The following is a 26,311-nucleotide window of genomic DNA, read 5'->3' on the forward strand; positions in this document are numbered from 1 at the left end:
TAGTCGCTGGCGCAGGCTGCGATAGGCTGCGTAGCAGCCCCCAGGCGAAGGGCCTGCGCCAGCGACTTCAGAGGCGATTGACAGGCTTCAACGCTTTTCGACTTTGGGTGGCAGTGGCGCAAACAGGGCGTCGATGTCGTCGTCTTGCAGTTTCCAGTCCCCCGCAATACGGCCATCCAGCACGCCGGCCGCCAAATCTGATTTTTCCTGCTGTAAGTGCTGGATTTTTTCTTCGACGGTGCCGCGGGCAATCATCTTGTACACAAACACCGGTTTTTCCTGCCCTATCCGGTAAGCGCGGTCGGTGGCCTGGTTTTCTGCTGCCGGGTTCCACCAGGGGTCGTAGTGAATCACGGTGTCGGCTTCGGTCAGGTTCAGGCCTACACCACCCGCCTTAAGACTGATCAGAAATATCTGCAATTTACCGCTCTGAAAGTCTTTGACGGGAGTGCGCCTATCCCTCGTTTGACCGGTGAGCAGGGCGTAATCAATGTTGCGCTTTTTCAGCTCGGCCTCGATCAGGCCCAGCATGGAGGTGAACTGGGAAAACAGCAGAATGCGTCGCCCCTCCGCAAACAGTTCTTCGAGCATCACCATCAAGCTGTCGAGTTTGCCCGAGGTGCTGCCTTTTTTTGGCGGGTTATCGCTGACCAGGCGCAGGTCGCAGCACACCTGGCGCAGTTTGAGCAGGGCTTCCAGGATGATGATCTGGCTGCGGCCTACACCTTTGCGCGTAATTTCATCGCGCACTTTTTTGTCCATCGCCAAGCGCATGGTTTCGTACACGTCCCGTTGCGCTTCGTTGAGATCAACCCAGTGGATGATCTCGGTTTTTGGGGGTAATTCGGTGGCCACTTGCTCTTTGGTTCGACGCAGCAGGAACGGTTTGATCCGCGCGTTCAGGTGCTGCAAACGCTCATCGCTGCCGTGACGTTCAATCGGCACACGGTAGTCGCGGTTGAAGGCTTTGACGTCGCCCAGCCAGCCGGGTAACAAAAAGTGAAACAGTGCCCACAGCTCGCCCAAGTGGTTCTCCAGCGGTGTACCGCTCAAGCACAGGCGTTGGCGCGCCACCAGCTCGCGCGCAGCTTGCGAGGCTTTGCTGTTGGGGTTCTTGATGTACTGCGCTTCGTCGAGGATCAGGATGTGCAACGGCACTTTAGCCAGCAGCTCAATGTCTTTGGGCAGCAGGGCATAGGTGGTCAGGATCACGTCGTAATCGTTGAGGTGCTCGACGTGTTTTTTGCGACTGGCGCCGTACAGCGCCAGCACCTTGAGTTGTGGCGTGAAGTGCGCCGCTTCGTCCACCCAGTTCGGAATCAGGCTGGTGGGCATCACCACCATTGCCGGGCGATCCAGCCGACCTGCGTTCTTTTCGCACAGAATGTGCGCCAGAGTTTGCAGGGTTTTGCCTAAACCCATGTCGTCCGCCAGAATGCCGCCGACTTCAAGTTGGCGCAGTGACTGCATCCAGCTCAATCCTTCGAGTTGATACGGTCTGAGCGTGGCATTCAGCCCTTGTGGCGCCTCGACACTGAAGTCTTTGATGTCGCGCAGGCGCTGGGCAAAGCCACGAATCTGCTCGCCGCCTTCCCAGCGCAACGGCAGTGCATCCAGGGCATTGAGCCGTGGTGCGTCGGCGCTTTTAATCCGCAAGGTGGTGGCGCCCGGCTCGCCCAGATAAAACTCGCCCAGAGTTGCCAGCACCGGTTTCAAGCGCCCATAGGGCAACGCCACTTGAAGCGGCATTTGCGTGCTGTTTGGGATGGCCGGGATATTCACCAGAATCAGCTCGTCATCGCGGCGCTTGGCGAGCTTTTCAGGGCTGAGTATTTCAGTGTGCGAGCGCATCAGGTTAAGCAGAATCGGCAGCAGGCTCAGGCGCTGTCCATTGACGATAATCCCCAACTCCAGGTCGAACCAGTCCCGCTCCGGCGCTTCATCGACGTTGGCGTACCAGTCTTCGACCGGACTCAGATCAAAGCCGAAGTGTTCATCGATCTGCACTTCCCAGCCATGCTCGCGCAAGGTGTCCAGCTGGTTGAGCGTGAAGTTCAGCCAGGCACTGTCATTGACCAGCTCAAACAGCTCGCCTGCGCTTTCGGGCAAGGCTTTGCTCTGACGCGTGGCGATCTTGAAGCCCAGGGCCCGCAACTGTTCGCGGTAGAGGTTTTCGGTTTCGGGGTGGCGTTTGATGCGCAGAATGTGGTCTTCGTGGCGAATCAAGACGTCCGCGTTTTTCTGCCCCGACACGTAAGTCTCGCGGTAATTGAACGACAACGCGGCGCGGTGCTGGATGTAGCGCTGCATTTTGCCGTTGCGCGGCTCAAAGGCGCTGAACTCGGCGCTGGCCAGCCATAACCGCGGGACCGGTTGTACATCGTCGATCTGTTGCTCGGGCAGGTTGGCAGGGCGGCGCGAGTCGAGTACGGCCTGAAGTTTTTCCAGGAGTTCGGCATCCTGGGCGGCGGCGGGGTAGTTCAAGGTGTCTTCAATCTTCAGTAATACGGCAGCAGTGTGCTTGCAGTTGGTGCGCACGGGGCAGGTGCATTCAGCGCTCACCAGCAGCAGCGAGCCTTTGGCTGACTCGCGTAAGCGAATGGTCTGGCGGTAGGGGTGTTCGCTCGAACCCTGACAGCTGGAGGTGATCAGGCTGTCACCGATTTGAGCGATTCGGACGCGGTTTTCCCTCGCGTAGCGGCGGCCACGCTCAAGGCTTTGTTCTTTAAACCGGCTGACCCATGTCGGCGCCAGCGGTTTGGTCAGTCGTGGTGTCTGGCTTAAGGGCATGGGTGTTTCATTGTGCGCATCCCATCAGGAAGACTTCGGTGTCAGGCGTTCAAACAACGCCTCGATCGTATTGAAGCGTTCATCGGGGCGCTCCATTGGCACCATGAATTTGAACAGCGTCGCGCCTTCGAACTTGTAACGGTTCGGTTGGCCTTGAATCAGCTTGATCAAGACCAGCGGGTCGACCGGGGTGTCAGACGCGAACTCAATGCGTCCGCCTTGCGGGCCGGCATCGACTTTTTTGATGCCCAGTTGCTCGGCCTGCAATTTGAGCTGGGTGATGCGCACCAGATTTTTGGTCGGCTCGGGGAGCAGGCCAAAGCGGTCGATCATTTCGACTTGCAAGTCCTTGAGGCCTTCTTCGTCCGTCGCTGAAGCGATGCGCTTGTAGAGGATCAGCCGCGCATGCACATCGGGCAAATAGGACTCGGGAATCAACGCTGGCACGCGCAGGTTGATTTCCGGGCCGCCACCCAGTGGTTGGTCGAGGTTCGGCTGCTCGCCTTTGCGGATCGACTTGACGGCGCGTTCGAGCATTTCCATGTACAGGGTAAAGCCCACGGCCTGGATCTGCCCGCTTTGGCCGTCGCCCAGCAGTTCGCCTGCGCCACGGATTTCGAGGTCGTTGGTGGCCAGTACAAAACCTGCCCCCAGATCCTGGGTGTTGGCGATGGCTTCCAGACGCTTTTGGGCGTCGCCGGTAATTTGCTGGCGCGGTGGCGTCAGCAGGTACGCATAAGCCTGGTGGTGACTGCGCCCGACGCGGCCGCGCAGTTGATGCAGTTGCGCCAGGCCGAATTTGTCTGCGCGCTCAATGATGATGGTGTTGGCGCTCGGCACGTCGATGCCGGTTTCGATGATGGTCGAGGCAATCAGCACGTTGAAACGCTTGTGATAAAAGTCGCTCATCACCTGTTCGAGTTCACGTTCGCGCATCTGGCCGTGGCCGATACCGATGCGGGCCTCAGGGACCAGTTCAGCAAGCTCGGCCGCGCATTTTTCGATGGTTTTGACGTCGTTGTGCAGGTAATACACCTGACCGCCCCGCAACAACTCACGCAACAACGCCTCTTTGACGGTGCTGTTGTTGTGCTCCATGACGAAGGTGCGCACCGACAAACGGCGCGCGGGCGGCGTGGCGATGATCGACAAATCGCGCATGCCCGACACCGCCATGTTCAGCGTGCGTGGGATAGGCGTCGCGGTGAGGGTCAGAATATCGACCTCGCTGCGCAGGGCCTTGAGCTGTTCTTTTTGCCGAACCCCAAAGCGGTGTTCTTCGTCGATGATCACTAAACCGAGATTTTTGATTTTGACGTCGTCTTGCAGCAGTTTGTGCGTGCCAATCACGATGTCGATTTTGCCTTCGGCCAAATCAGCCACTGCGGCATTGATTTCTTTCGCAGACTTGAAGCGGCTCATCACCTCGACCCGTACTGGCCAGTCGGCAAAGCGGTCGCGAAAGCTGTTGTAGTGTTGCTGGGCCAGAAGCGTGGTCGGGACCAAAATCGCGACCTGACGGCCACCGTGTACAGCAATAAAAGCGGCGCGCATGGCCACTTCGGTTTTACCGAAGCCCACATCGCCACACACCAGGCGGTCCATCGGCTTGGGCGCGAGCATGTCGGCGCGCACTGCTTCGATGGCGGTCTGTTGGTCGGGCGTCTCTTCAAACGGGAACCCGGCACTGAAGGTTGCGTAATCGGCTTTCGGGTCATCAAAGGCATGGCCCTCGCGGGCGGCGCGGCGAGCATAGATGTCGAGCAGCTCGGCGGCAACATCGCGCACTTGTTCGGCGGCTTTGCGTTTGGCTTTTTGCCAGGTTTCGGACCCTAGCCTGTGCAGCGGCGCCAGCTCGTCATCGCTGCCGGTGTAGCGGGCGATCAGGTGCAGGTTCGCCACCGGTACGTAAAGCTTGGCGCCTTCGGCGTATTGCAATGTCAGGAATTCGGCTTCCTGATTGTCGATTTCGAGCGTGGCCAGCCCTTGATAGCGACCCACGCCGTGGTCGATGTGTACCACGGGTGCGCCTTCGCGCAGCTCGGTAAGGTTTTTAATCACCGCGTCGTTGTTGGCATCAGCGCGTTTTTCGCGACGACGACGTTGCATCACGCGTTGGCCAAACAGCGGGCTTTCGGCGATCAGCGCCAGTGCCGGATCGTCCAGCAACAAGCCTTCGTCCAGCGGCGCAATGGTGATGGCCAAGCGATGTTTGCTGGCGACGAAGTCGGGCCAGCTGTCGACGGTTTTGGGGCGCAACTTAAGGCGTTCAAGCAATTCGAGCAGCACTTCGCGGCGCCCGGCGGACTCGGCGGTAAAGAGCACGCGGCCTTCAAACTGCTCCAGAAAACCCGAGAGTGCGGCCAGCGGTTGGTTGGCCTTGGCTTCAATCGCAAGGTTAGGCAGCGATTGAGCCGGGAAACGCTCGCGGCTGCTGCCGGTGTCCAGATCGTCCTGGCTGGCGACTACGCGCGGCCAGTTCTTCAGGCGGGCGAAGCAGTCTTCGACGGGCAAAAACAGTTCGGCGGGCGGCAATAAAGGACGAGAAGGGTCGACACGGCGCTCTTCGTAGCGGTTGCGCACATCCGACCAGAAATTCTCGGCCGCCTGTTCGATGCCGGGCAGCGAGAACACTTGGGTGTCGCCGGGCAAGTAGTCGAACAGGGTCGAGGTTTCATCGAAGAACAACGGCAGGTAGTACTCGATACCGGCAGGCGTAATACCGCTGCTTAAATCCTGAAAAATCGGACAACGACGGAAGTCGACATCAAAGCGTTCGCGAAAGCGTGCCTTGAAGCGTGTAACTGCATCTTTTTGCAGCGGGAATTCGCGCGCAGGTAACAGGCGTATCGAGTCGACTTTGTCGATCGAACGCTGGTTTTCAGGATCGAAAGTGCGCAGGGTTTCGATTTCGTCGTCGAACAGATCGATCCGGTAAGGCAGCTTGCTGCCCATGGGGAACAGGTCGATCAAGGCGCCGCGTACCGCAAACTCGCCGTGCTCGTACACCGTGTCGACGCAACGGTAGCCGCTGGCCTCCAGTCGGGTGCGCATCTGCTCCACGTCCAGCTTTTGCCCGACATCGAGTACCAGGCTGCTGCCGAGCAAAAACTTGGTCGGTGCCAGGCGGTGTAGGGCCGTGGTGATCGGCACTACCAAAACGCCATGATCCAGTTCAGGCAGCCGGTACAGGCTGGCAATACGCTGGGAAATGATGTCCTGGTGCGGCGAAAACAGGTCGTAAGGCAGGGTTTCCCAGTCAGGGAAATGCAGCACGGGCAGTTCGGGGGCGAAAAACCTCAGCTCCTGCTCAAGGCGCTCGGCGCTTTGGCTGTCGGCGGTCAGCAGCAGGGTGAAGCGCTTCGCGGCGCTGGCAGCCTCGGCAATGGCGAGGCTCAGGGCGGCACCGGGCAGGTTGCCCCAGTGCTGTTTACCTGCCGTAGCAGGCAGTTTGGGTAGTCGCAGGACGGGCACGGAAGGTTGAGCTCCAAGCGTTGCGGCAAAGAGGCCGATTGTAGCGGGCCAAGGGGCTGGCTGTCAGTTGCCGTCTGTTGCTGGGGCTTAATTCCAGCGTTTGAAGGGCAAAAGTCAGTGCCAGAACCTTCATTAAGTCGCTCAAAAGTGGGCGAATTCTCTGTGCGGAGATTTTTTTCGCCTATAAATATGGGTGCTTAATCGTTTCAGTCAGGGCTGTGTGACAGGCGCACATTGCCCCTGATCTGGCGCAGCGGCATAATGTAGCCCCTTTTTTCAGCCCCTACATGTGGAAGGTTCCCGTGACTCAGAAGCCCGACCAGTGTCTTGGTGAATGGATCGACCGTGAAGCACTCGCAGAAGCGATGATTCCGCTGATTGGTCAGCTCTACCGCAATAACAACGTGGTGAGTTCGATCTATGGCCGCAGCCTGATCAACCGTTCAGTCATTGCGATTCTCAAAGCTCACCGCTTTGCGCGTCATCGCCAGAGCGATGACATCGAATTGTCCGTGCACGAAACTTTCCCGCTGCTCAAAGCGATGAGCGAACTCAAGCTCGGTGCTGCTTCGGTAGACCTGGGCAAATTGGCCGTCAAGTTCAAAGCCCACGGCAATGGCCGTACGGCCGAGCAGTTTGTGCGCGAAGAACTGGCCGAGGTGGTGGGTCAGCAAAACGCTGGCGCCCGTAAAGGTACAGACGTTGTGCTGTATGGCTTCGGTCGTATTGGCCGCCTGCTGGCGCGCATCCTGATCGAAAAAACCGGTGGCGGCGACGGTCTGCGTCTGCGTGCCATCGTGGTGCGTAAAGGCGCCGACAACGACCTGGTCAAACGCGCAAGCTTGCTGCGTCGTGACTCGGTGCACGGTCCGTTCGACGGCACCATTGTGGTTGATGAAGAAAACAACACCATCACCGCCAACGGCAACTTGATCCAGGTGATCTACGCGAAGAACCCGACTGAGGTGGATTACACCCAGTACGGCATTCAAAACGCATTGCTGGTGGACAACACCGGGGTGTGGCGTGACGCTGAAGGCCTGGGCCAGCACTTGCAGTGCCCTGGCATTGACCGCGTGGTATTGACCGCGCCGGGCAAAGGCAAGCTGAAGAACATCGTTCACGGCATCAACCACGGCGAAATCACCGCAGACGACAAGATCGTTTCGGCGGCATCCTGCACCACCAACGCCATCGTGCCGGTGCTCAAGGCGGTCAACGACAAGTTCGGCATCGTCAATGGTCACGTAGAAACGGTTCACTCGTACACCAACGACCAGAACCTGATCGACAACTTCCACAAGGGCGATCGTCGTGGCCGTTCGGCTGCGCTGAACATGGTAATCACCGAGACCGGTGCTGCGACCGCTGCGGCCAAGGCACTGCCTGAGCTGGCGGGCAAGCTGACCGGTAACGCGATCCGTGTACCTACGCCGAACGTGTCGATGGCCATCCTCAACCTGAACCTTGAGAAGCCGGCGACTCGTGAAGAAATGAACGAGTACCTGCGCCACATGGCGTTGCACTCCGATCTGCACAAGCAAATCGACTTCGTGAGCTCGCAGGAAGTGGTGTCCACTGACTTCGTAGGTTCGCGTCACGCCGGTGTGGTCGATGCTGAAGCCACCATCTGCAATGACAACCGCGTTGTGCTGTACGTGTGGTACGACAACGAGTTCGGTTACAGCTGCCAGGTTGTGCGCGTCATGGAAGACATGGCCGGGGTCAACCCGCCAGCGTTTCCACGCTAAGCAACGCTTGCCACTGAAAACGCCCCGACTGGTTCGGGGCGTTTTTGTGTGTGCTGCAAAAACCATGTAGTCGCTGCCGCAGGCTGCGAAGGGTTGCGGAGCAACCCGTTTTCTTCAACTCACCGCAGCCCCAAACGCAGCCTGCGGCAGCGACTACAGATCAGGCATTGGTCGGTACCGCTGTGCGCAACTGGTGCTTGTCGCCGCGGAACAACACCACGGTCGCGATCAGCCCCAGTACTGCTGCGCCGGTCAGCCACAGGCCGGGAGCGGCCTTGTTGTCCAGTACGTGGATCAGGTAGGTGCAGGCCGCCGGAGTGAACCCGCCGAACGTCGCTGTGGCCAGGCTGTAAGCCAGCGAAAAGCCGGTGGTGCGGACTTCAATCGGCATGATTTCGGTCAGGGCAACCACCATTGCACCGTTGTACGAGCCATACAGGAAGGACAACCACAGCTCGACAATCAGCAGGTGGCTGAAGCTCGGGTTGGCCACCAGCCATGACAGTGCAGGATAGGCAGTCAGAATCGCCAGAATGGTTGCGCCCAACAGCAGGGGTTTGCGACCGATCTTGTCAGACAGTGCGCCCATGACCGGCAGCCAGAAAAAGTTCGACAGCCCGATGCACACGGTGACGAGCAGTGCTTGCAGGTCGGTGAGGTTCAGCTCTGCTTTACCGAAGGTCGGGGTGTAGGCCGTGATCAGGTAAAACGACACCGTGGTCATGACCACCAGTGCCATGCCGCCCAGTACCAAGCCAAAGTTCTGACTGATGGAACGCACGATTTCACGCAGGGTAGGGTGATGTTTGCGTGCTTCAAACTCGGGGGTTTCTTCCATCGATTTACGAATGACGAAGATCACCGGCACGATCATGCAGCCAATCAGAAACGGAATTCGCCAGCCCCAATCGCCCATGTCTTGCGGGCTGAGCCAATGATTAAGGCCCACACCCAACAGCCCGGCAAATACCACCGCTGCTTGCTGGCTCGCAGACTGCCAACTGACGAAAAAGCCCTTGCGGCCGGGTGTGGCAATTTCTGCCAAATACACCGATACGCCGCCCAGCTCCACACCCGCGGAAAAACCTTGCAGCAAGCGGCCCAGCAAAACCAGCAGCGGCGCCGCTACGCCCAAGGTGGCGTAGCCGGGTACGCAGGCGATCAGCACAGTGCCCATCGCCATCAGGGCCAGGGTGATGATCAACCCTTTGCGGCGGCCGTGACGGTCAATATAAGCGCCGAGAAAGATCGCACCCAGTGGGCGCATTAAAAAGCCGGCACCAAAGGTGGCCAGCGCGAGCATCAAGGAGGCGAAAGCGCTATCGCTTGGGAAGAAGGTTTTGGCAATGGCCGTGGCGTAAAAGCCAAAGACCATGAAGTCGAACATCTCTAGGAAGTTACCGCTGACAACGCGAAAAATCGCCTTGCCGTTACCTGCACTCGAGGCCATCAGAAATCACCCGCTGTTATCTATTCTTATGCGTAATCCATGTTTTTACTCGTCCGCACTGCCAGCTAGAGACCTTCGGGCCTACCGCAAACAGTTTTGTAACCATATGTGTAACTGAAAATGTAGGCAACAATTGTTGTAACTACCCAATGCTCAGGGCGTTTGTGCCATCAGCGTCTGGCGCAGCTTTTCAGGTAAGCCGTGGGGCGCGAGCCAAATACCGAGATAGGCCTTTGCCAGTTCGGGGTCGGGGCTGTTGAAGATGACCTTGCCGTTGCGTTCCAGATTCAGACCGCGCGCCGGGTCGTAGTCCAGTGCATACCGATCACCGCGCTTGATGTCTGAAAAGCTCGCTTGCAGCTTTTTCAGCGGGCTGTCGATGGCGCTCAGGGTGGCCGCTGATTGTTGGCGTTTGAGGATGGCGGCTGAGGCCTGGGTGATGTCGCTGTGAGCCAGGTCGCGCAAATAAAACAGCTCAAGACGCAGGTCGCGCTGCTGATCAAAAGCCTGCTGCGCGCTGATATCGGGTGGCGTGAACAGGGCGGCGGCGTAAATGTCGGCCCATAGGTAGGTCAGTACGATCTGGCCTTTACGTACCATTGGTGTTGTGTCGGCTTGTGCCAGGGCGGGGAAGTTGGCTTCCTTAAATCGTGCAGCCTCGTCTGCCGGGCTGGCGGCGCTATGGAGCAGCAACAATACGATCAATAACTTGCGCATGATGGATGTGCTCTGATCGATGGGTTTGTTCGCCGGGCTGTAATCGCCGCCGAAGGCTGCGAGGGGTTCAGTGGCGTTTCCAGGAATACGGGTTGCTGCGCAACCCTTCGCAGCCTACGGCAGCGACTACATCGAAGAGTGAAGCTCAGTCGCCGATGTAGTGAATACAAAAATAGCCAACGACCAGACCAAGGGTTAATGTTCGCAGCGTTCAGGCTTCTATAGACTGTGCCCCACGTTTTGATCCTTCATGGCGCTGGCCGCGTCATGATTTAGCCGCAGGCGCCTAAAAATGCGCCGCGGCCCGTTCTGAGGAGTACGCATGGCTGTCTACAACTACGACGTAGTGGTACTGGGTTCTGGCCCGGCAGGAGAAGGTGCGGCAATGAACGCCGCAAAAGCAGGGCGCAAGGTGGCAATGGTTGACAGCCGGCGCCAGGTTGGCGGCAACTGCACGCACTTGGGCACTATCCCGTCCAAAGCCTTGCGTCACTCGGTTCGGCAGATCATGCAGTTCAACACCAACCCGATGTTTCGGGCCATTGGTGAACCGCGCTGGTTCTCGTTCCCGGACGTGCTGAAAAGCGCTGAAAAAGTAATCTCCAAACAGGTGACGTCGCGCACTGGCTACTATGCCCGCAACCGCGTTGACCTGTTCTTTGGCACCGGCAGCTTCACCGATGAGCAAACCATTGAAGTGGTGTGCGCCAACGGTGTGGTCGAAACGCTGATGGCCAAGCAGGTCATCATCGCCACCGGTTCGCGCCCTTATCGCCCGGCCGATATCGATTTCACCCACTCGCGTATCTACGATAGCGACACCATCCTCAGCCTGGGTCACACCCCGCGCAAGCTGATCGTTTATGGTGCTGGCGTGATTGGTTGTGAGTACGCCTCGATCTTCAGCGGTCTGGGGGTGCTGGTTGAGCTGGTGGATAACCGTGAACAACTGCTCAGCTTCCTCGACTCCGAGATCTCGCAGGCGCTGAGCTATCACTTCAGCAACAACAACATCACCGTGCGTCACAACGAAGAGTACGAGCGGGTTGAAGGGGTTGAAAACGGTGTGATCCTGCACCTTAAGTCGGGCAAGAAGATCAAGGCCGATGCCTTGCTCTGGTGCAACGGCCGTACCGGCAACACCGATCAGTTGGGCCTGGAAAACATCGGCATCAAGGCCAATGGCCGTGGCCAGATCAGCGTCGATGAAAACTACCGCACCACGGTGCCCAACATCTTCGCCGCCGGTGACGTAATCGGCTGGCCAAGCCTGGCCAGTGCCGCGCACGACCAGGGTCGCTCGGCAGCGGGCAGCATCGTCGACAACGGCAGCTGGCGCTTTGTGAATGATGTGCCAACCGGCATTTACACCATTCCGGAGATCAGCTCGATCGGCAAGAACGAGCAAGAGCTGACCCAGGCAAAAGTGCCGTACGAAGTGGGCAAGGCGTTTTTCAAAGGCATGGCGCGTGCGCAGATTGCCGGTGAGCCGCAAGGCATGCTGAAAATCCTGTTCCACCGCGAAACCCTGCAAGTGCTGGGCGTGCATTGCTTCGGCTATCAGGCATCGGAGATCGTGCACATCGGTCAGGCGATCATGAATCAGCCGGGCGAGCTCAATACCCTCAAGTATTTCGTCAACACCACGTTCAACTACCCGACCATGGCTGAAGCCTATCGGGTAGCCGCTTACGACGGCCTTAACCGGCTTTTTTGAGCGGCTCCGGCCGGTGGCCTGAGCCGGCCGGGGAGACCGATTTCAGCCATTCCCAAGGGTGGCAGTGGCCAAACCGGGAAAGTCTGTAATCAGGCTGTCTACGCCGAAATCAGCGAGTCTGCGCATCAGCGCAGGCTCGTTGACTGTCCATACCGACACATGCAAGCCCTGGCGCTGGGCTTTTTCCAGACGCTCGGGCGTGCACAGCGTCCAGTTCAACGCCAGCATGTCGCAGCCATAGCTTTGCGCGACCTTCAGCGGGTCGAGCCAAGCGTATTCGGCAACCAGCCCACGGGATAAATCCGGCGTCAACTCGATGGCCGCCTTGAGCACTTCGCGCGAGCTTGAGGTCACGGTGACTTTGTCCATCAGGCCATGGCGCTGGGCCATTTCGCGGATCGCCAGCACCGTAGTGGCTGCGCGGGTACGTGAGGCGCTTTTAACTTCAAGCTGCCAATGCTCGAAGTTGCATTTTTCGAACAGCTCTTCAAGCCGTGGAATCGGGCATGGATGCACCCAGCCCGGGCCGCCTTTGCGTGCGTCGTAGGTCGCGAGGTCGGCGGCCGTATGCTCGATCACCTTGCCGCGTCGGTCGGTGGTGCGCTTGAGGGTCGGGTCGTGGATGACCATCAACTCGCCATCTTTGGACAAGTGCAGGTCGAGTTCGCAGCGACGAACGCCGTGCTTGAGGCATTGCTCAAAGCTGGCAAGGGTGTTTTCGGGTGCTTCGCCTTTGGCGCCGCGATGGCCATAAATCAGGGTCACAATTGCTCCTTCCTACAAGTCGCAGCGTTGAGAGGTGTTTACTCTTCTTCGCCGGTTTCGTTTTGTTCGAGGGCCAGGCGGCGTGCCTGCGCTTGTTTTTGCAAAATGTAGCGCGCCAATAGCTGGCGTTGCGCATCGGTGATGGCTTCGAATTCCGTGCCGATTTCGTAATGGCCGTCGCGCGCATCGCAGTGAGTGACTTTAGCCCGTAGCAGCAACCCTAGCGCTTGAGGCATGAGCACCATCTTGATCGAAAGATGGCTGCCCGCCGGGCAGGCTTTGGCGTGGCGAAATTCGATGCCGCCTTCGGACAGCTTGACCGGTTGCAGTTCGCCGATTTTGCCCAGCACGGTTTGCGCAACGACCTGGCTGAGCAGGTCGATGCGTTTGTTCAGGGTTTTGAGGTAGCTGGAGATCGTACGGTCGCGCTCGCTGATCTGGCGCAGCAGGTGCTGGGCCTCGAATTCACTCAGGTGCAACTCGCTGAGTAAATTGAATAAAGGCGAAGCATCCTGCAACACTTCATCGCTCGCGGCTTCGGGGGCCGAAAGCGGGGTTATTTCCAGTGCGATCACATCATCGATACGGTAGTATTCGCGGCGATCTGCTTCATCTAATGTCGACATGGCGAACCCATGGTGGCGGCTGTGGTCTGAGTGTAAAGCTGCTTACCAGGCCCCGCCACAAGGACGTCTTCTTTTCCCTCGAACAAGCCCCGACATGTTCAGACCTCTCTTCGTATTTATCGGCACGCGTTATACCCGTGCAAAGCGTCGCAATCATTTTGTGTCGTTCATTTCTCTGACTTCAATGATCGGACTCGCTCTCGGCGTGGTCGTGATGATCGTTGTGCTCTCGGTGATGAACGGCTTCGATCATGAGATGCGCACCCGCGTGCTGGGCATGGTGCCCCACGCGACCATCGTCGGTGATCAACCGATCAGCGACTGGCAATCATTGGCCGCCAAGGTCGAGCAGAACCCGAAGGTGGCGGCGGTGGCGCCGTACACCCAGATGCAAGGCCTGCTGACCCATGACGGCAATGTGCAAAAAGTGCTGCTCAATGCCATCGATCCCGCGCAAGAGCGCAAGGTGTCGATCATTGACCAGTTCATGTTGCAGGGTCAGCTCGACGCCCTGACGCCCGGCAGTTTCGGCATTGTCATTGGCGACAAGGCCGCCAAAAAGCTCGGCGTGGCCATTGGCGACAAGCTGACGTTCGTGGCGCCGGAAGTCACGGTGACCCCGGCGGGCATGTTTCCGCGCATGAAGCGCTTCACCGTGCAGGGCATTTTCCATGTCGGCGCCGGTGAGATCGACGGCTATCTGGGTATCACCAACTTGCAGGATCTGGCGCGCTTGCAGCGTTGGAAACCCGATCAGGTCCAGGGCTTGCGCCTCAAGTTCGACGATCTGTTCCAGGCCCCGCGTGCCGCATGGGACATCGCCCAGCAGTTGGGCGAAGACCGCTACTACGCCCGCGACTGGACCCGTACCCACGGCAATCTGTATCAAGCGATCCGCATGGAAAAAGCCATGATCGGTCTGCTGTTGCTGCTGATTGTGGCCGTGGCCGCGTTCAACATCATTTCCACGCTGGTGATGGTGGTGAATGACAAAAAGGGCGATATCGCGATTTTGCGCACATTAGGCGCCACTCCCGGCACGATCATGGCGATTTTCATGGTGCAGGGCACGGTGATTGGCGTGGTCGGCACGGCCATCGGCGCGGTGCTGGGCATGCTGGCGGCGCTCAATGTGAGCGCGGCGATTTCGGGCCTTGAAGGCCTAATCGGGCACAAGTTTCTCAACGCCGACGTGTACTTCATCGACTACTTGCCGTCGCAATTGCAGGCACAAGACGTGTTGATGGTGTGCGGTGCGGCATTGGTTCTGAGTTTCCTCGCGACCTTGTACCCGGCCTGGCGTGCTGCACGCACCCAGCCTGCGCAGGCGCTTCGTTATGAGTGAGTTGGGCATGAAAGAACAAGCAGTGTTGAGTTGCCGCGACCTGAGCAAGTCGTACGACGAAGGCCCGGAGTCGGTGGTGGTGTTGTCGGGCTTGCAGCTTGAACTGCACCCCGGCGAGCGCGTGGCCATTGTCGGTACCTCGGGTTCGGGCAAAAGTACGTTGCTCAATATGCTCGGTGGCCTCGACACACCTTCCCGCGGCAGTGTCTGGTTGGCGGGTGAAGAATTGTCGGCGCTGGGCGAAAAGGCCCGTGGTCAGTTACGCAATCGTTCGTTGGGCTTTGTGTATCAATTTCACCATCTGTTGCCCGAGTTCACCGCGCTGGAAAACGTGTGCATGCCGCTGTTGATCGGCAAAACACCGATTCCCGAGGCGCGTGAGCGGGCGACAGCCCTGCTGACCCGCGTGGGCCTGAGCCACCGTCTGGAGCACAAACCGGCTGAACTCTCCGGTGGCGAGCGCCAACGCGTGGCCATCGCCCGTGCGCTGGTCAACAATCCGGGGCTGGTGATGCTCGATGAGCCGACGGGCAACCTCGATTCGCACACCGCGCAAGGCATTCAGGACCTGATGCTGGAACTCAGCACCTCGATGCGCACCGCATTTTTGGTGGTGACCCATGACATGAACCTGGCCCGCCAGATGGATCGCGTGTTGCACCTTCAAGAAGGTCGCTTGACCACGATTTAATCGGCCCCCAACCCGACGCCTTGACCGGCGTCGGGTCTTTTATTTTTATACGGTGCCCGCGAATGTTCAGACCGTTATCGATTTTTATCGGCACGCGCTATACCCGCGCCAAGCGCCGCAATCGTTTTGTGTCGTTTATTTCCATGACCTCGATGATCGGTCTCGCCTTGGGCGTTTTGGCCATGATCGTGGTGTTGTCGGTGATGAACGGCTTCCAGCGTGAAATGAGTAACCGCATCCTCGGCATGGTGCCGCACGCCACCATCGTAGGCGTAAAGCCGATTGATGACTGGCGGCCGGTGGCTGAAGCGGCGATGAAAAACCCTGAAGTGACGGCGGCGGTGCCGTTCACCGAAATGGAAGGGATGCTGTCCTACAAAGGCTCGATGCAGCCGATCCAGATCAGCGGTGTCGATCCGGCGCTCGAAGGTGAGGTGTCCATCGTGACCCAGCACATCGTGCAAGGTCGCATGGAAGACCTTAAACCCGGTGAATATGGCGTGGTGCTCGGCGACATCACTGCGCGGCGCTTTCGTTTGGGGGTGGGCGACAAAATCACCTTGATCGTGCCCGAGGCCAGCACCGCACCGGGCGGCATTACCCCACGCTTGCAGCGCTTGAACGTGGTGGGCATCTTTAAGGTCGGCGCTGAGCTGGATGGCTCCATGGGCCTGATCCACGTCGCAGACGCCGCCGCGATGCAGCGCTGGGCGCCGAACCAGGTGCAAAGCGTGCGCCTGGCAGTCAAGGATTTGTACGCTGCGCCCAAAGTCTCGGCCGATGTGGCCGCAGGTCTGGGTGAGGGCTACCGGGCTGATGACTGGACCCACACCCAGGGCAGCCTGTTCAGCGCCATGAAAATGGAAAAAACCATGATTGGTTTGCTGCTGCTGATGATCGTTGCCGTGGCTGCGTTCAACATCATCGCCACGCTGATCATGGTGGTGAACGACAAGGGCGCCGATATCGCGATCCTGCGTACCATCGGCGCTACGCCGCGCCAGATCATGGCGATTTTCATGGTTCAGGGCACGGTGATTGGCATTGTCGGTACGCTGATCGGTGGTGTGCTGGGGGTGATTGCTGCGTTGAATGTCAGCGAGCTGGTGGGCTGGATGGAGCGCGTGTCAGGGCAGCACATCTTCAGTTCTGACGTGTACTTCGTCAGTAACCTGCCGTCTGAACTGCAAGGCGGTGACGTGGCGCTCATCTGCACGGCGGGGTTTGTGTTGAGCTTTTTGGCGACGCTGTACCCGGCGTATCGGGCCGCCAAAATCCAACCGGCGCACGCGTTGCGTTATTCCTGACCGGCTGCTTCTACCCCGAAGACGGCGACCTTTGACCTTCAAAAAGATCGCCGTCTTCGCCAGCGCCTACGAAATCGCTGGTTTTGCGGGCAGCTCTACCACAAACCGCGTCAATCCTTCCTGCGACTCACAGCGAATCTGCCCACCATGGGCGCGAATGATCGATTGGGTAATTGCCAGTCCCAGCCCGGCATGTTCACTGCTGCCTTCGCGGCGCGCCGGGTCTGCCCGATAAAATCGGTCGAACAAGCGTGGCACCTGCTCAGCGGGGATGCCTGGCCCTGTATTTTCAATCGTGATGCTGACACTGGACGCTGATCCGCTGATCAACACCTTGATCGCGCCGCCCGCCGGTGTGTAGCGCAAAGCGTTATCCAGCAGGTTGGACAGGGCGCGACGCAGCATGCTGCGGTCGCCTGCTATCTGACCGTTGCCTGTGTGGCTCAACTGAATGTGCGAATCCTCGGCCAACAGCGCGTAGAACTCCAACAGCGCGTCAACTTCATGGGCCACGTCCAGCGGCTCGCGTTTGGGGGTGAGCAAGCCATGGTCCGCTTTGGCCAGATACAGCATGTCGTTGACCAGTTGCGCCATCCATTGCAGCTCTTCGAGGTTGCTGTGCAGCGCTTCGCGGTAGGCATCTATGTCGCGCGGGCGGGTGAGGGTGACTTGGGTGTGTGTCAGCAAGTTTGAGAGCGGGGTGCGCAGTTCGTGGGCAATGTCGGCTGAAAAGGCCGAGAGCCGCTGAAATGAAGCGTCCAGTCGGCTGAGCATGGCGTTGAAGGCATTGGCCAGTTCGGCCAGTTCGGCGGGCATCTGTGCTTGCGGCAGGCGTGCGTTGAGTGAGTCGGCCGAGACGCTGGCGGCAATCGCGCTCATGCGGCGCAAAGGGCGCAAGCCGCTACGGGCTGCCCAGGCGCCGAGAATCGCGGTGGCCAGCGCCGAGAGGCTGACGGTCATCCAGATCAGGCGCTGCATGCGCTGTAAGAAATGCTGGTGGTGGGTGATGTCCAGCAGCAAGGTCAGACGGGGTGCGCCGGGTGAGTCAGGCGTCGGGTTAAGCACGCGGTAATCGGTGCCACTGATTTGCAGGCTGACCAGCCCCGGTATTGTCGGCAGTTCGTCAGGCAGTTGCGTTGAGCTGTCGAACCACACGTGGCCGTCGGGGCCGCGCACCCGAACGCTCAAGTCGGGTTGATGGCTGAGGTCCTGCAACAACAGGGGTAGGCGTTGGGTGAATTGTTCCAGGGTACTGGCCCCGTGCAGGGTACTGCGTAGCCCTGCCAGGCGGCTTTCCATCAGTTGCTGGTCCAGTTCGACGAAATGCACTTCGCTGGCGCGCCCAAACAGTACGCCGGCAAACAGTGAAACCACGGCTGTGCAGCCTGCAAACAGCAAGGCCAGACGGCTGCTCAGTGACAGGCGACGCATCAATCGGCACGCTCTTCAAGCACGTAGCCCATGCCGCGCACGGTGTGGATGAGCTTCTGTTCGTGGCTGTCGTCGATTTTCAGGCGCAGACGGCGAATGGCCACTTCGATGACATTGGTGTCGCTGTCGAAATTCATGTCCCACACCTGTGAGGCAATCAATGATTTGGGCAGCACCTCGCCTTGACGCCTGAGCAGCAACTCCAGCAACGAAAACTCCTTGGCAGTGAGGTCGATGCGCTGGCCATTACGTTCGACGCGGCGACGGATCAGGTCCAGCCGCAAATCTGCCAGTTGCAGGCTGGTTTCCTGCGTCGTGCTGCTGCCACGGCGCAACAGGCTGCGCACCCGCGCTAACAGTTCAGAGAAGGCGAACGGTTTGACCAGGTAATCATCGGCGCCCAGTTCAAGGCCATGTACGCGGTCTTCAACGGCGTCGCGCGCGGTCAAAAACAGCACCGGGATGTCCAGCCCCGCGCTGCGCACCGCTTGCAGGATTTGCCAGCCATCACGTCCAGGCAACATCACATCGAGGATCAGCAGCGAATAATCACCGGTCAGGGCCAGGTGCTGGCCGGTGATGCCATCGGTGGCGAGTTCGGTGCTAAAGCCTGCTTCACTTAGGCCCTGACGCAGGTATTGGCCTGTTTTGGTCTGGTCTTCGACAATCAGCAGTTTCATGGGCGACCCATCAGCAATTAACCTCAGCCTTATACAGTGGCCTTTAGGGTGCAGGGCTAAACTGACAAAGTTGTAATCTTACGGTCAGTTGGCTGCCAGCGCCGTGCTTTAAAGTCAGGCAACGTTTGAATAGTAGTTTTCAGGAGTTCGCATGACCCTACGAAATCGTTTAGCTCTCGCGGGTGGTTTACTGGTGCTGAGTGTTTCGGCTCTTGCCTCACCCGCGGGCACTTACACGTTTGGCCAGCCTGCGTCGGCGGCAAATGCGACGCGCACGGTAGAAGTTGACATGACGGATATCGCCTTCACGCCCAAGGCCCTGCAAGTCAAGGCCGGTGAGACGGTGCGCTTTGTGCTGGTGAATAAAGGCCAATTGCTGCACGAATTCAACCTGGGCGATGCCGCGATGCATGCCGCGCATCAGAAAGAAATGCTCAAGATGCAGCAGAGCGGAGCGATGACGCCTACTGGCATGAGCCACGATGGCATGGATCACAGCGCGATGGGGCATGGCGCGATGGGCATGGCCGGTATGAAGCATGACGACCCGAACAGCGTGCTGGTCGAACCGGGTAAAACCGCTGAGCTGACGTGGACGTTCAGCCAGGCGGACAACCTTGAATTTGCCTGCAATATCCCCGGCCACTATCAGGCAGGCATGGTGGGCACGCTTAAAGTTGACCCTTAAATCGGGAAGTTCGTCTGCGGGCGCTGAAAGCGGGGCGTAAACCCGCTAGAATTGCCGGGTTTTTCTAGCCAGGTTTTTGTCATGCATCCCGCAGCCGAACATTCGCCGCTGGGCAAGTCCAGTGAATACATCAGTACCTACACCCCCTCCTTGCTGTTCCCGATCCCGCGTGCGGCGAAATGGGCAGAGCTGGGGCTAAGCGCCGAAACGTTGCCTTATGTCGGGGTCGATTATTGGACCTGTTTTGAGCTGTCGTGGCTGCTGCCCTCGGGCAAGCCGGTTGTGGCCATTGGTGAGTTCTGCTTTGCTGCCGACTCGCCCAATATCGTTGAGTCCAAATCGTTCAAGCTGTACCTGAACTCGTTGAATCAGAGCGTGTTTGCCGACACGCCAAGCCTTGTCGCCACCTTGCAGGCCGACTTGTCAGTCGCTTCTGGCAAGCCTGTCAGCGTGCGAGTACGCAGCCTGGATGACGTGCAGGCCGATGGCGTAGGTGTTTTGCCGGGTGTGTGCATTGATGATCTGGACATCACGGTCAGCGACTATGCGCAGCCGCGTCCTGAGTTGTTGGCGTGTGACGCTTCGCGGATTGTCGAAGAAAGCGTCTACAGCCACTTGCTCAAATCCAACTGCCCGGTCACCAGCCAGCCTGATTGGGGCACCGTGGTGGTCGAGTACCGTGGGGCGGCGCTGGACCATGCCAGTTTGTTGGCGTACCTGGTGAGCTTTCGCCAGCACTCGGACTTCCATGAACAATGCGTGGAGCGGATCTTTCTTGACCTGCAACGCCTGCTCAAGCCCGAAAAACTGACCGTGTACGCACGTTACGTGCGTCGCGGCGGGCTGGACATCAACCCGTACCGCTCAACCGAAACCGTGGCGTTCAAAAACGTGCGACTGGTGCGTCAGTAAAAGCAAAGCCCTCACCCTAACCCTCTGCGCAGGGTTAGGGTAAAGCGCCTCAGCCGTTATTCAGCGCCTTCGCCTGCTCCAGCACGGCTTCAACATGCCCTGGCACTTTCACCCCGCGCCACTCGTGACGCAATACACCGTCCTTGTCGATCAAGAACGTGCTGCGATCCACGCCCAGGTACTCTTTGCCGTACAGCTTTTTCAGCTTGATCACCTCAAAAAGCTGGCACAGGGCCTCATCCTTGTCGCTCAGCAACTCGAACGGGAAACCTTGCTTGGCCTTGAAGTTCTCATGGGACTTGAGGCTGTCACGCGACACGCCAAACACTTCAGTGTTGGCGGCCTGAAACTGCGCGTAATGGTCGCGAAAGCCCTGGCCTTCGGTGGTGCAACCCGGTGTGCTGTCTTTTGGGTAGAAGTAAATCACCACCTGCTTGCCCTTGAGATCCGACAGCGCGACGGTTTTGTCGCTGGTGGCCGGGATCTGGAAGCCGCTTACGGGTTGGTCAATTGCAACGGCCATGAGGCGGTTTCCTTACATTGGGTTCTGCGGACGCCACGGTTCGATCAGTGCGTCCAGATTTAGCGCATCGGCGAAATCCAGGAACTGATCGCGCAACCAGCTGATTTGCACGCCTGCCGGCAGCGTCACGGTGAACGTGGCATTGAGCATGGTGCCGCCGGTTTGTGGGGCCTGGTAGGTGTCACAGGTCAGGTTTTCGAGCTCGACGTTGTGGTCGATGAAGAACTGGCACAGCTCATTGATGATGTCAGGGCGGTAAGCCGAGCTGACATAGGCCACGTAGGGCAGAGCTTGCGGGCGGGTTTCCAGCGCGGCGCTGCGCACCACATTGACGGTGAAAGCGTGTTTTTTAGCCAGTGCTGGCAAGCCAGCCTCAAGGCGCGCCAGCGCATCCCAGCTACCTGTGACTTCCAGGACCAGTGCGCTGCACTCGCCGTGGCGAGTCAGGCGTGAGGTCACGACGGCGCAGCGATTTTCATGGCTGGCACGGCACAGGACGTTAGTCAGCTCCATGGGGTTGGCGCCAAGGGCACTGATGACAAGGAATTGTTCGCGAACTGAGGGGGTGGACATTCAGCCTTCCTAAAACGATGAGTGGTCGGTACGTGCGGTGCAGGGGTGGCCTGGCCCGGGTAGTCGTGACTCGCCCAGCTTCCACAAAAAGGCCGTCACCTACGATTTGCACTGGCTGCAAACCACGCGTGGTGGCGCTTGGGCGGGGCTTTGGGCGCGTAACAAGGATCAGGGAAACAGGCTCATGCACACATCAGTACCCATCAAAGGCTGAAGGGTAGCGAAAAGCGGCGCGAAGGGGAATGCTCATCGGGCGCGCTGTTGCTTGTGCAAGGGTCAAGGCGCCAGTACCATTACGGCTCTCTTTTTCCGGCAGGAGCGGTTGCATGATTGCGGGCAGTATGGTGGCACTGGTCACACCTATGGATGCACAAGGTCGCCTGGATTGGGACGCTCTGAGCAAACTGGTGGACTTTCACCTGCAAGAGGGCACCAACGCCATTGTTGCCGTTGGCACTACAGGTGAATCGGCAACGCTGGATGTGAACGAACACATCGAAGTGATTCGTCACGTTGTCAAACAAGTCGCAGGACGTATTCCGGTGATCGCCGGTACGGGCGCCAACTCGACGCGTGAAGCGATCGAGCTGACCACCAACGCGAAGGCAGCCGGCGCTGATGCGTGCCTGCTGGTCACGCCGTATTACAACAAGCCGACCCAGGAAGGCTTGTATCAGCACTTCAAGACCATCGCTGAAGCGGTCGACATTCCTCAGATCCTGTACAACGTGCCGGGCCGTACGGCGTGCGACATGCTGCCTGCCACGGTCGTGCGCCTGTCGACCGTGCCAAACATCATCGGTATCAAGGAAGCCACCGGCGACCTGCAACGCGCCAAAGACATCCTGGCCGGTGTCAGCAGCGACTTTCTGGTGTACTCGGGCGATGACGCCACCGCGGTTGAGCTGATCCTGCTCGGCGGCAAGGGCAACATCTCGGTCACCGCCAACGTTGCGCCGCGTGCCATGAGTGACCTGTGTGCAGCGGCAATGGCCGGCGACGCAGTCACAGCCCGTGAAATCCACGAAAAGCTGATGCCGCTCAATAAAACCCTGTTTATCGAATCCAACCCTATCCCCGTGAAGTGGGCGCTGCATGAGATGGGCTTGATGCCGGACGGTATCCGTCTGCCGCTCACCTGGCTCAGCGAAGCCTGCCACGAACCGCTGCGTCAGGCCCTGCGCCAATGCGGCGTATTGGTTTAATTGAGGAAGCACTACGCATGAAGCGATTGGCCGGACTTTCCGCACTAGCCGTGATTATTTCAAGCACCAGCGGCTGCGGTTGGCTGTGGGGTCCAGAGGGTTACTTCCGGGACCGTGGCAGCGATTACCTGGAAGCGCAACAAACTGCGCCCATGCAGTTGCCGCCGGGTGTCCAGACTGACAAGCGCCTGGTGCCACTGTTGCCGATCCCGAGCAACGTGCCCAATGACAACGTCAAGGGTGAGTTTGAAGTACCTCGTCCGCAACCTTTGGTAGCGACCTCCAGTGCAAGCGATTTCAGCCTGCAAAAAAGCGGTGACAGCCGTTGGCTGATGGCGCAGCGTGCTCCGTCCGAGGTGTGGCCTCTGGCATTGCAATTCTTCCAGGACAATGGCTTTCGCATTGACGAGCAGCGCCCGCAAACCGGCGAGTTCACGACGACCTGGCAGGGCGCGAGCGAGTTGTCTGCTCCGATGGCGCGCCACTTGGGCAGCAGCGGTCTGGCCGCCGACAGCGAAACCCGTCTGCGGGTGCGCATCGAGCCAGGCGTGCAGCGCAACACCAGCGAAGTGTATGTGGTCAGTGCCAACCGTCCTGCGGGCAGCACGGCTAATGTCGACTTCACCAACCGCTCGGTTAACACCGGTCTGGACGCGGCGCTGGTCGACGAAATGCTGATCAGCATGAGCCGCAGCGCGGACAAGGGCGGCACTGTGTCGCTGCTGGCGGCACGAGACTTCGACACCCCGACACGCGTCACCTTGAGCGAAGACGGCAGCGGCAACCCGGTGTTGACCCTCAACGAAGACCTGGACCGTGCCTGGTCCAGTGTTGGTCGCGCGCTTGAGCAAGGCGAATGGCGCGTTGAAGACATCAACCGCACCTTGGGCCTTTACTACATCAACCTGGCCGAAAAAGCCCAGAAGAAAGACGAGAAGCCTGGCTTCTTCGCCGGTCTTTTTGGCAGCAAACCGGACAAGGAAGAAGTTGAAGCCCGTGCTCAGCGTTATCAGGTTCGCCTGAGCAAGGTTGGCGATGCAGTACAGGTGACGGTCGAAGAAAACATCAACACCGTTGCCTCGCCAGAAATGGCGCGCAAAGTGTTGGGCGTGATCCAAGACAACCTGGGCTGACCTATGCGTTTTGCCGTTCTCGGCAGTGGTAGCCAAGGGAATGGCACGCTGATAGCCAGCGACAGCACGTATGTACTGGTCGATTGCGGTTTCTCCTTGCGAGAAACCGAGCGCCGTCTGGTTCGGTTGGGGGTTAGCCCACACCAACTGAGCGCGATTCTGGTAACCCACGAACATGCCGATCACGTGCATGGCGTGGGTTTACTGTCTCGGCGTTACAATTTGCCGGTGTACATGAGCCGTGGCACCCAGCGCGGGATGCGCAAACCGCTTGAGCCTGCAGGCTTCGTGGCAGGTGGCGAGACGTTGCAGATAGGCGCGTTGAGCATCAGCGTCACCCGGGTTGCGCATGATGCCCAAGAGCCCACGCAATACGTCTTCAGTGATGGTCAGCGACGCTTTGGCTTGTTGACCGATCTGGGGTCGTACTGTGACGGGGTACTGGACAGTTACCGGGGCCTGGATGCGTTGATGATCGAAGCCAACCATTGTCGCGACATGCTTGCCCGTGGTCACTACCCGTACTTTTTAAAGCAGCGGGTAGGCGGCCAGGAAGGACATTTGAACAACCATCAGGCTGCAAGCCTGGTGGCCGAGCTGGGCTGGCAAGACCTGCAACACTTGGTACTGGCTCACCTCAGCAGCAAGAACAACCTGCCGCAGCTGGCCCGGCAATGTTTTGTCGACACCCTGGGGTGCGACCCGGACTGGCTGCAATTGGCCGATCAAGATTCAGGGCTCGACTGGCGCACAATCGCCTAGCCCACCTACTTAGCATGCGGAGCCCATCATGGAAAAACGTGAAGAACTCTATCGCGGTAAAGCGAAATCGGTTTACAAGACCGATGACGAAAACCGCCTGATCCTGCTGTTTCGCAACGACACCTCGGCGTTCGACGGCAAGCGTATTGAGCAGCTTGATCGCAAAGGTATGGTGAACAACAAGTTCAACGCCTTCATCATGCAGAAACTCGAAGAAGCCGGCGTACCGACTCAATTCGACAAACTGCTGGGCGACAACGAATGCCTGGTCAAAAAACTCGACATGATCCCCGTCGAGTGCGTTGTGCGTAACTACGCGGCAGGTAGTCTGGTCAAGCGCCTGGGTGTGGAAGAGGGCATGAAGCTCAACCCCTACACCTTCGAGCTGTTCCTCAAAGACGACGCCAAGGGCGACCCGTTCATCAACGAATCCCACGTCGTGGCGTTTGGTTGGGGCACGGCCGAGCAACTGGTTCGCATGAAAGAACTGTCGCTCAAGGTTAACGACGTACTTAACAAACTGTTCGATGAGGCTGGCCTGATGCTGGTCGACTTCAAACTGGAGTTTGGTGTTTTCCACGATGGCTCCATCGTGCTGGGCGACGAATTCAGCCCGGACGGCTGCCGCCTGTGGGACAAGGCCACCGGCAAGAAAATGGACAAAGACCGCTTCCGCCAGGGTCTGGGCGGCGTGATCGAAGCCTACGAAGAAGTTGCACAGCGTCTGGGTGTACCGCTTTAAACCGTAAAAAACGCGCAAGCATCTGATAGCACGCAGTTTTTTTGAAAATAAGGTTTGCCTAAATCAAAACAGCTGTTATGATGCGCGCCGTTGGAGAGATGCCAGAGTGGCCGAATGGGACGGATTCGAAATCCGTTGTACTGGCGACAGTACCTAGGGTTCGAATCCCTATCTCTCCGCCATACAAATGAAAGCCCCTGAAATCAATGGTTTCAGGGGCTTTTTTGTTTTTTGGTTGTACGTAAAAAAGCCGCAGATTCCCCTTCCGCTGTACCAAAAATCACGTACCCGACGGCATGCCCATTAAGAAGGGGCATGATGATGCTATGGCCCCTATGTTTAGACGGGTCAGAACGATTTGATTGACGGGGCGTGCAGTATTTTCTGCAAACCATCTGTGTTTTTCAAACAGTCCATGTTTGCCACGTACTGCATGGTTTAACTGCGCGATTAATAGTAAGCGCTCCATAAACCCCGCCGGGCTAAAGATGGGTAAAGCGCTTAGCTGTGAAGTCGAGTTTCGCAGTTCCAAGGCAGCAAAGGCTTCGTAATCTCCAAGCGACGTCGCCGTTGGCAGGCCTTCAAGTGCGTGGCGAAGCCACGCATAGGGCTCTTGGCCGTTGGCTTTGGCAGTCTCGACCTGGCTGTATAGTTGAGCGCTGGTCGTTGCGCCTTTGGGCGTGTCGCTAAACAGCCAGTTCTTGCGTCCGATCACGAAGAGGCGGATAGCGCGTTCAGCGGCGTTGTTATCGAGCGCCCACTGCCATCGAGGTCGCTCTGGGCGATCAGCCTATCCAGCGCATCCCAGCCGAAGGCGTAGGCTTCGTTGTTTTCGTTGGTCAGCTTTTTCAGTCGGCCATAGGCGTCGTAGCTGAAACGGACGGTATAGCCCTGAGCATCGGTGCGCTGTTTGAAGCGGCCACTGAGGTCGTACTGGTAACGGGTGGTCTGCTGGGCGGGGTCGGTGTAAGCGATGATCTGGCCGGCGCTGTCGCGCTCATAGCGGTCGAGACGGCCGTCCGGGCGTTC

22 protein-coding genes, 1 tRNA gene and 1 pseudogene are annotated in these 26,311 nt (G+C 58.6%); 12 read left to right on the top strand and 12 right to left on the bottom strand.

Translation table 11 applies throughout. The features are described 5' to 3' along the window. Window positions 1-87: 87 nt before the first annotated feature. Together AP059_RS02090 and mfd are read right to left on the bottom strand one after the other, a co-directional pair. Complete coding sequence (locus tag AP059_RS02090) at window positions 88-2,790, bottom strand: DEAD/DEAH box helicase (RefSeq protein ID WP_059761652.1); 2,703 nt, start codon at window positions 2,788-2,790, stop codon at window positions 88-90. A gap of 24 nt (window positions 2,791-2,814) precedes the next feature. Further along, complete coding sequence (mfd, locus tag AP059_RS02095) at window positions 2,815-6,264, bottom strand: transcription-repair coupling factor (RefSeq protein WP_059761653.1); 3,450 nt, start codon at window positions 6,262-6,264, stop codon at window positions 2,815-2,817. A 287-nt stretch (window positions 6,265-6,551) separates the two neighbouring features. Between mfd and AP059_RS02100 the strand changes: the two genes are divergently transcribed. Then, window positions 6,552-8,015 carry a glyceraldehyde-3-phosphate dehydrogenase gene (locus AP059_RS02100; protein ID WP_048365169.1) on the top strand — a complete coding sequence of 488 codons (1,464 nt, stop codon included), beginning with the start codon at window positions 6,552-6,554 and terminating at the stop codon, window positions 8,013-8,015. A 160-nt stretch (window positions 8,016-8,175) separates the two neighbouring features. On the opposite strand, the gene AP059_RS02105 is transcribed toward AP059_RS02100, so the two are convergent. Beyond that, a complete protein-coding gene (locus tag AP059_RS02105) occupies window positions 8,176-9,465 on the bottom strand; it encodes an MFS transporter (protein ID WP_059761654.1) in 1,290 nt (429 codons plus the stop codon). 153 nt (window positions 9,466-9,618) lie between these two features. Then, on the bottom strand, window positions 9,619-10,182 hold the full coding sequence (locus AP059_RS02110; RefSeq protein WP_059761655.1) for a chalcone isomerase family protein: 564 nt from the start codon (window positions 10,180-10,182) through the stop codon (window positions 9,619-9,621). Window positions 10,183-10,504: 322 nt separating this feature from the next. On the opposite strand from AP059_RS02110, the gene sthA reads away from it, so the two are divergent. Continuing rightward, on the top strand, window positions 10,505-11,899 hold the full coding sequence (sthA, locus tag AP059_RS02115; RefSeq protein WP_048365172.1) for a Si-specific NAD(P)(+) transhydrogenase: 1,395 nt from the start codon (window positions 10,505-10,507) through the stop codon (window positions 11,897-11,899). Window positions 11,900-11,941: 42 nt separating this feature from the next. Here the strand turns inward: sthA and AP059_RS02120 are convergent, their stop codons facing one another. Together AP059_RS02120 and AP059_RS02125 are read right to left on the bottom strand one after the other, a co-directional pair. Continuing rightward, entirely contained in the window at window positions 11,942-12,664 is a 723-nt protein-coding gene (locus tag AP059_RS02120) for a glycerophosphodiester phosphodiesterase (RefSeq protein WP_048365173.1), read from the bottom strand. Window positions 12,665-12,702: 38 nt separating this feature from the next. Next, window positions 12,703-13,290, bottom strand: a complete 588-nt coding sequence (locus tag AP059_RS02125; protein WP_059761656.1) for a PilZ domain-containing protein — start codon at window positions 13,288-13,290, stop codon at window positions 12,703-12,705. 94 nt (window positions 13,291-13,384) lie between these two features. Here AP059_RS02125 and AP059_RS02130 point away from each other — a divergent pair, with 94 nt between their 5' ends. From AP059_RS02130 to AP059_RS02140, 3 genes are all read left to right on the top strand, one after another. Then, window positions 13,385-14,635: a lipoprotein-releasing ABC transporter permease subunit gene (locus tag AP059_RS02130; RefSeq protein WP_059761657.1), complete on the top strand. Its 1,251-nt coding sequence runs from the start codon at window positions 13,385-13,387 to the stop codon at window positions 14,633-14,635. Window positions 14,636-14,642: 7 nt separating this feature from the next. Beyond that, a complete protein-coding gene (lolD, locus tag AP059_RS02135) occupies window positions 14,643-15,326 on the top strand; it encodes a lipoprotein-releasing ABC transporter ATP-binding protein LolD (protein ID WP_165599907.1) in 684 nt (227 codons plus the stop codon). A gap of 62 nt (window positions 15,327-15,388) precedes the next feature. Further along, window positions 15,389-16,633, top strand: coding sequence for a lipoprotein-releasing ABC transporter permease subunit (locus AP059_RS02140; RefSeq protein ID WP_059761659.1), 1,245 nt, complete (start codon window positions 15,389-15,391; stop codon window positions 16,631-16,633). A gap of 66 nt (window positions 16,634-16,699) precedes the next feature. Here the strand turns inward: AP059_RS02140 and AP059_RS02145 are convergent, their stop codons facing one another. Both AP059_RS02145 and AP059_RS02150 read right to left on the bottom strand, forming a co-directional pair. Beyond that, window positions 16,700-18,064 (bottom strand): heavy metal sensor histidine kinase, encoded by a 1,365-nt coding sequence (locus AP059_RS02145; RefSeq protein ID WP_059761660.1) that lies wholly within the window; start codon window positions 18,062-18,064, stop codon window positions 16,700-16,702. Beyond that, window positions 18,064-18,744 carry a heavy metal response regulator transcription factor gene (locus tag AP059_RS02150; protein ID WP_059761661.1) on the bottom strand — a complete coding sequence of 227 codons (681 nt, stop codon included), beginning with the start codon at window positions 18,742-18,744 and terminating at the stop codon, window positions 18,064-18,066. The genes AP059_RS02145 and AP059_RS02150 overlap by 1 nt, the downstream gene beginning before the upstream one ends. Window positions 18,745-18,895: 151 nt before the next feature. On the opposite strand from AP059_RS02150, the gene copI reads away from it, so the two are divergent. Next, the gene (gene copI / locus AP059_RS02155; RefSeq protein WP_059761662.1) at window positions 18,896-19,432 is read left to right on the top strand and encodes a copper-resistant cuproprotein CopI; all 537 of its coding nucleotides are present in this window, start codon (window positions 18,896-18,898) and stop codon (window positions 19,430-19,432) included. 81 nt (window positions 19,433-19,513) lie between these two features. Then, window positions 19,514-20,344: an NADPH-dependent 7-cyano-7-deazaguanine reductase QueF gene (gene queF, locus AP059_RS02160; protein ID WP_059761663.1), complete on the top strand. Its 831-nt coding sequence runs from the start codon at window positions 19,514-19,516 to the stop codon at window positions 20,342-20,344. Between the two features lie 49 nt (window positions 20,345-20,393). Here the strand turns inward: queF and AP059_RS02165 are convergent, their stop codons facing one another. Then, window positions 20,394-20,867 (bottom strand): peroxiredoxin, encoded by a 474-nt coding sequence (locus AP059_RS02165; protein WP_059761664.1) that lies wholly within the window; start codon window positions 20,865-20,867, stop codon window positions 20,394-20,396. A 12-nt stretch (window positions 20,868-20,879) separates the two neighbouring features. Next, complete coding sequence (locus AP059_RS02170) at window positions 20,880-21,440, bottom strand: glycine cleavage system protein R (RefSeq protein ID WP_048365183.1); 561 nt, start codon at window positions 21,438-21,440, stop codon at window positions 20,880-20,882. A 326-nt stretch (window positions 21,441-21,766) separates the two neighbouring features. Here AP059_RS02170 and dapA point away from each other — a divergent pair, with 326 nt between their 5' ends. From dapA to AP059_RS02195, 5 genes are all read left to right on the top strand, one after another. Then, complete coding sequence (gene dapA / locus AP059_RS02175) at window positions 21,767-22,645, top strand: 4-hydroxy-tetrahydrodipicolinate synthase (protein WP_059761665.1); 879 nt, start codon at window positions 21,767-21,769, stop codon at window positions 22,643-22,645. Window positions 22,646-22,662: 17 nt separating this feature from the next. Further along, window positions 22,663-23,778, top strand: a complete 1,116-nt coding sequence (gene bamC, locus AP059_RS02180) for an outer membrane protein assembly factor BamC (protein WP_059761666.1) — start codon at window positions 22,663-22,665, stop codon at window positions 23,776-23,778. Window positions 23,779-23,781: 3 nt separating this feature from the next. Further along, window positions 23,782-24,540, top strand: a complete 759-nt coding sequence (locus tag AP059_RS02185) for an MBL fold metallo-hydrolase (protein WP_048398787.1) — start codon at window positions 23,782-23,784, stop codon at window positions 24,538-24,540. A 28-nt stretch (window positions 24,541-24,568) separates the two neighbouring features. Then, on the top strand, window positions 24,569-25,282 hold the full coding sequence (gene purC / locus AP059_RS02190; RefSeq protein ID WP_059761667.1) for a phosphoribosylaminoimidazolesuccinocarboxamide synthase: 714 nt from the start codon (window positions 24,569-24,571) through the stop codon (window positions 25,280-25,282). 92 nt (window positions 25,283-25,374) lie between these two features. Continuing rightward, window positions 25,375-25,464, top strand: a tRNA-Ser gene (locus AP059_RS02195). 319 nt (window positions 25,465-25,783) lie between these two features. Here the strand turns inward: AP059_RS02195 and AP059_RS21860 are convergent. Then, a pseudogene (locus AP059_RS21860) lies at window positions 25,784-26,036 on the bottom strand (transposase domain-containing protein); the annotation flags it as partial. Beyond that, window positions 25,994-26,311, bottom strand: a 318-nt coding sequence (locus AP059_RS02205; protein ID WP_131811511.1) for an RHS repeat domain-containing protein, incomplete at its 5' end; no start/stop codon positions are given. The pseudogene AP059_RS21860 and the gene AP059_RS02205, both read right to left, overlap by 43 nt.

The sequence above is a fragment of the Pseudomonas sp. TAA207 genome, from assembly GCF_001529285.1.
Lineage (GTDB): Bacteria > Pseudomonadota > Gammaproteobacteria > Pseudomonadales > Pseudomonadaceae > Aquipseudomonas > Aquipseudomonas weihenstephanensis.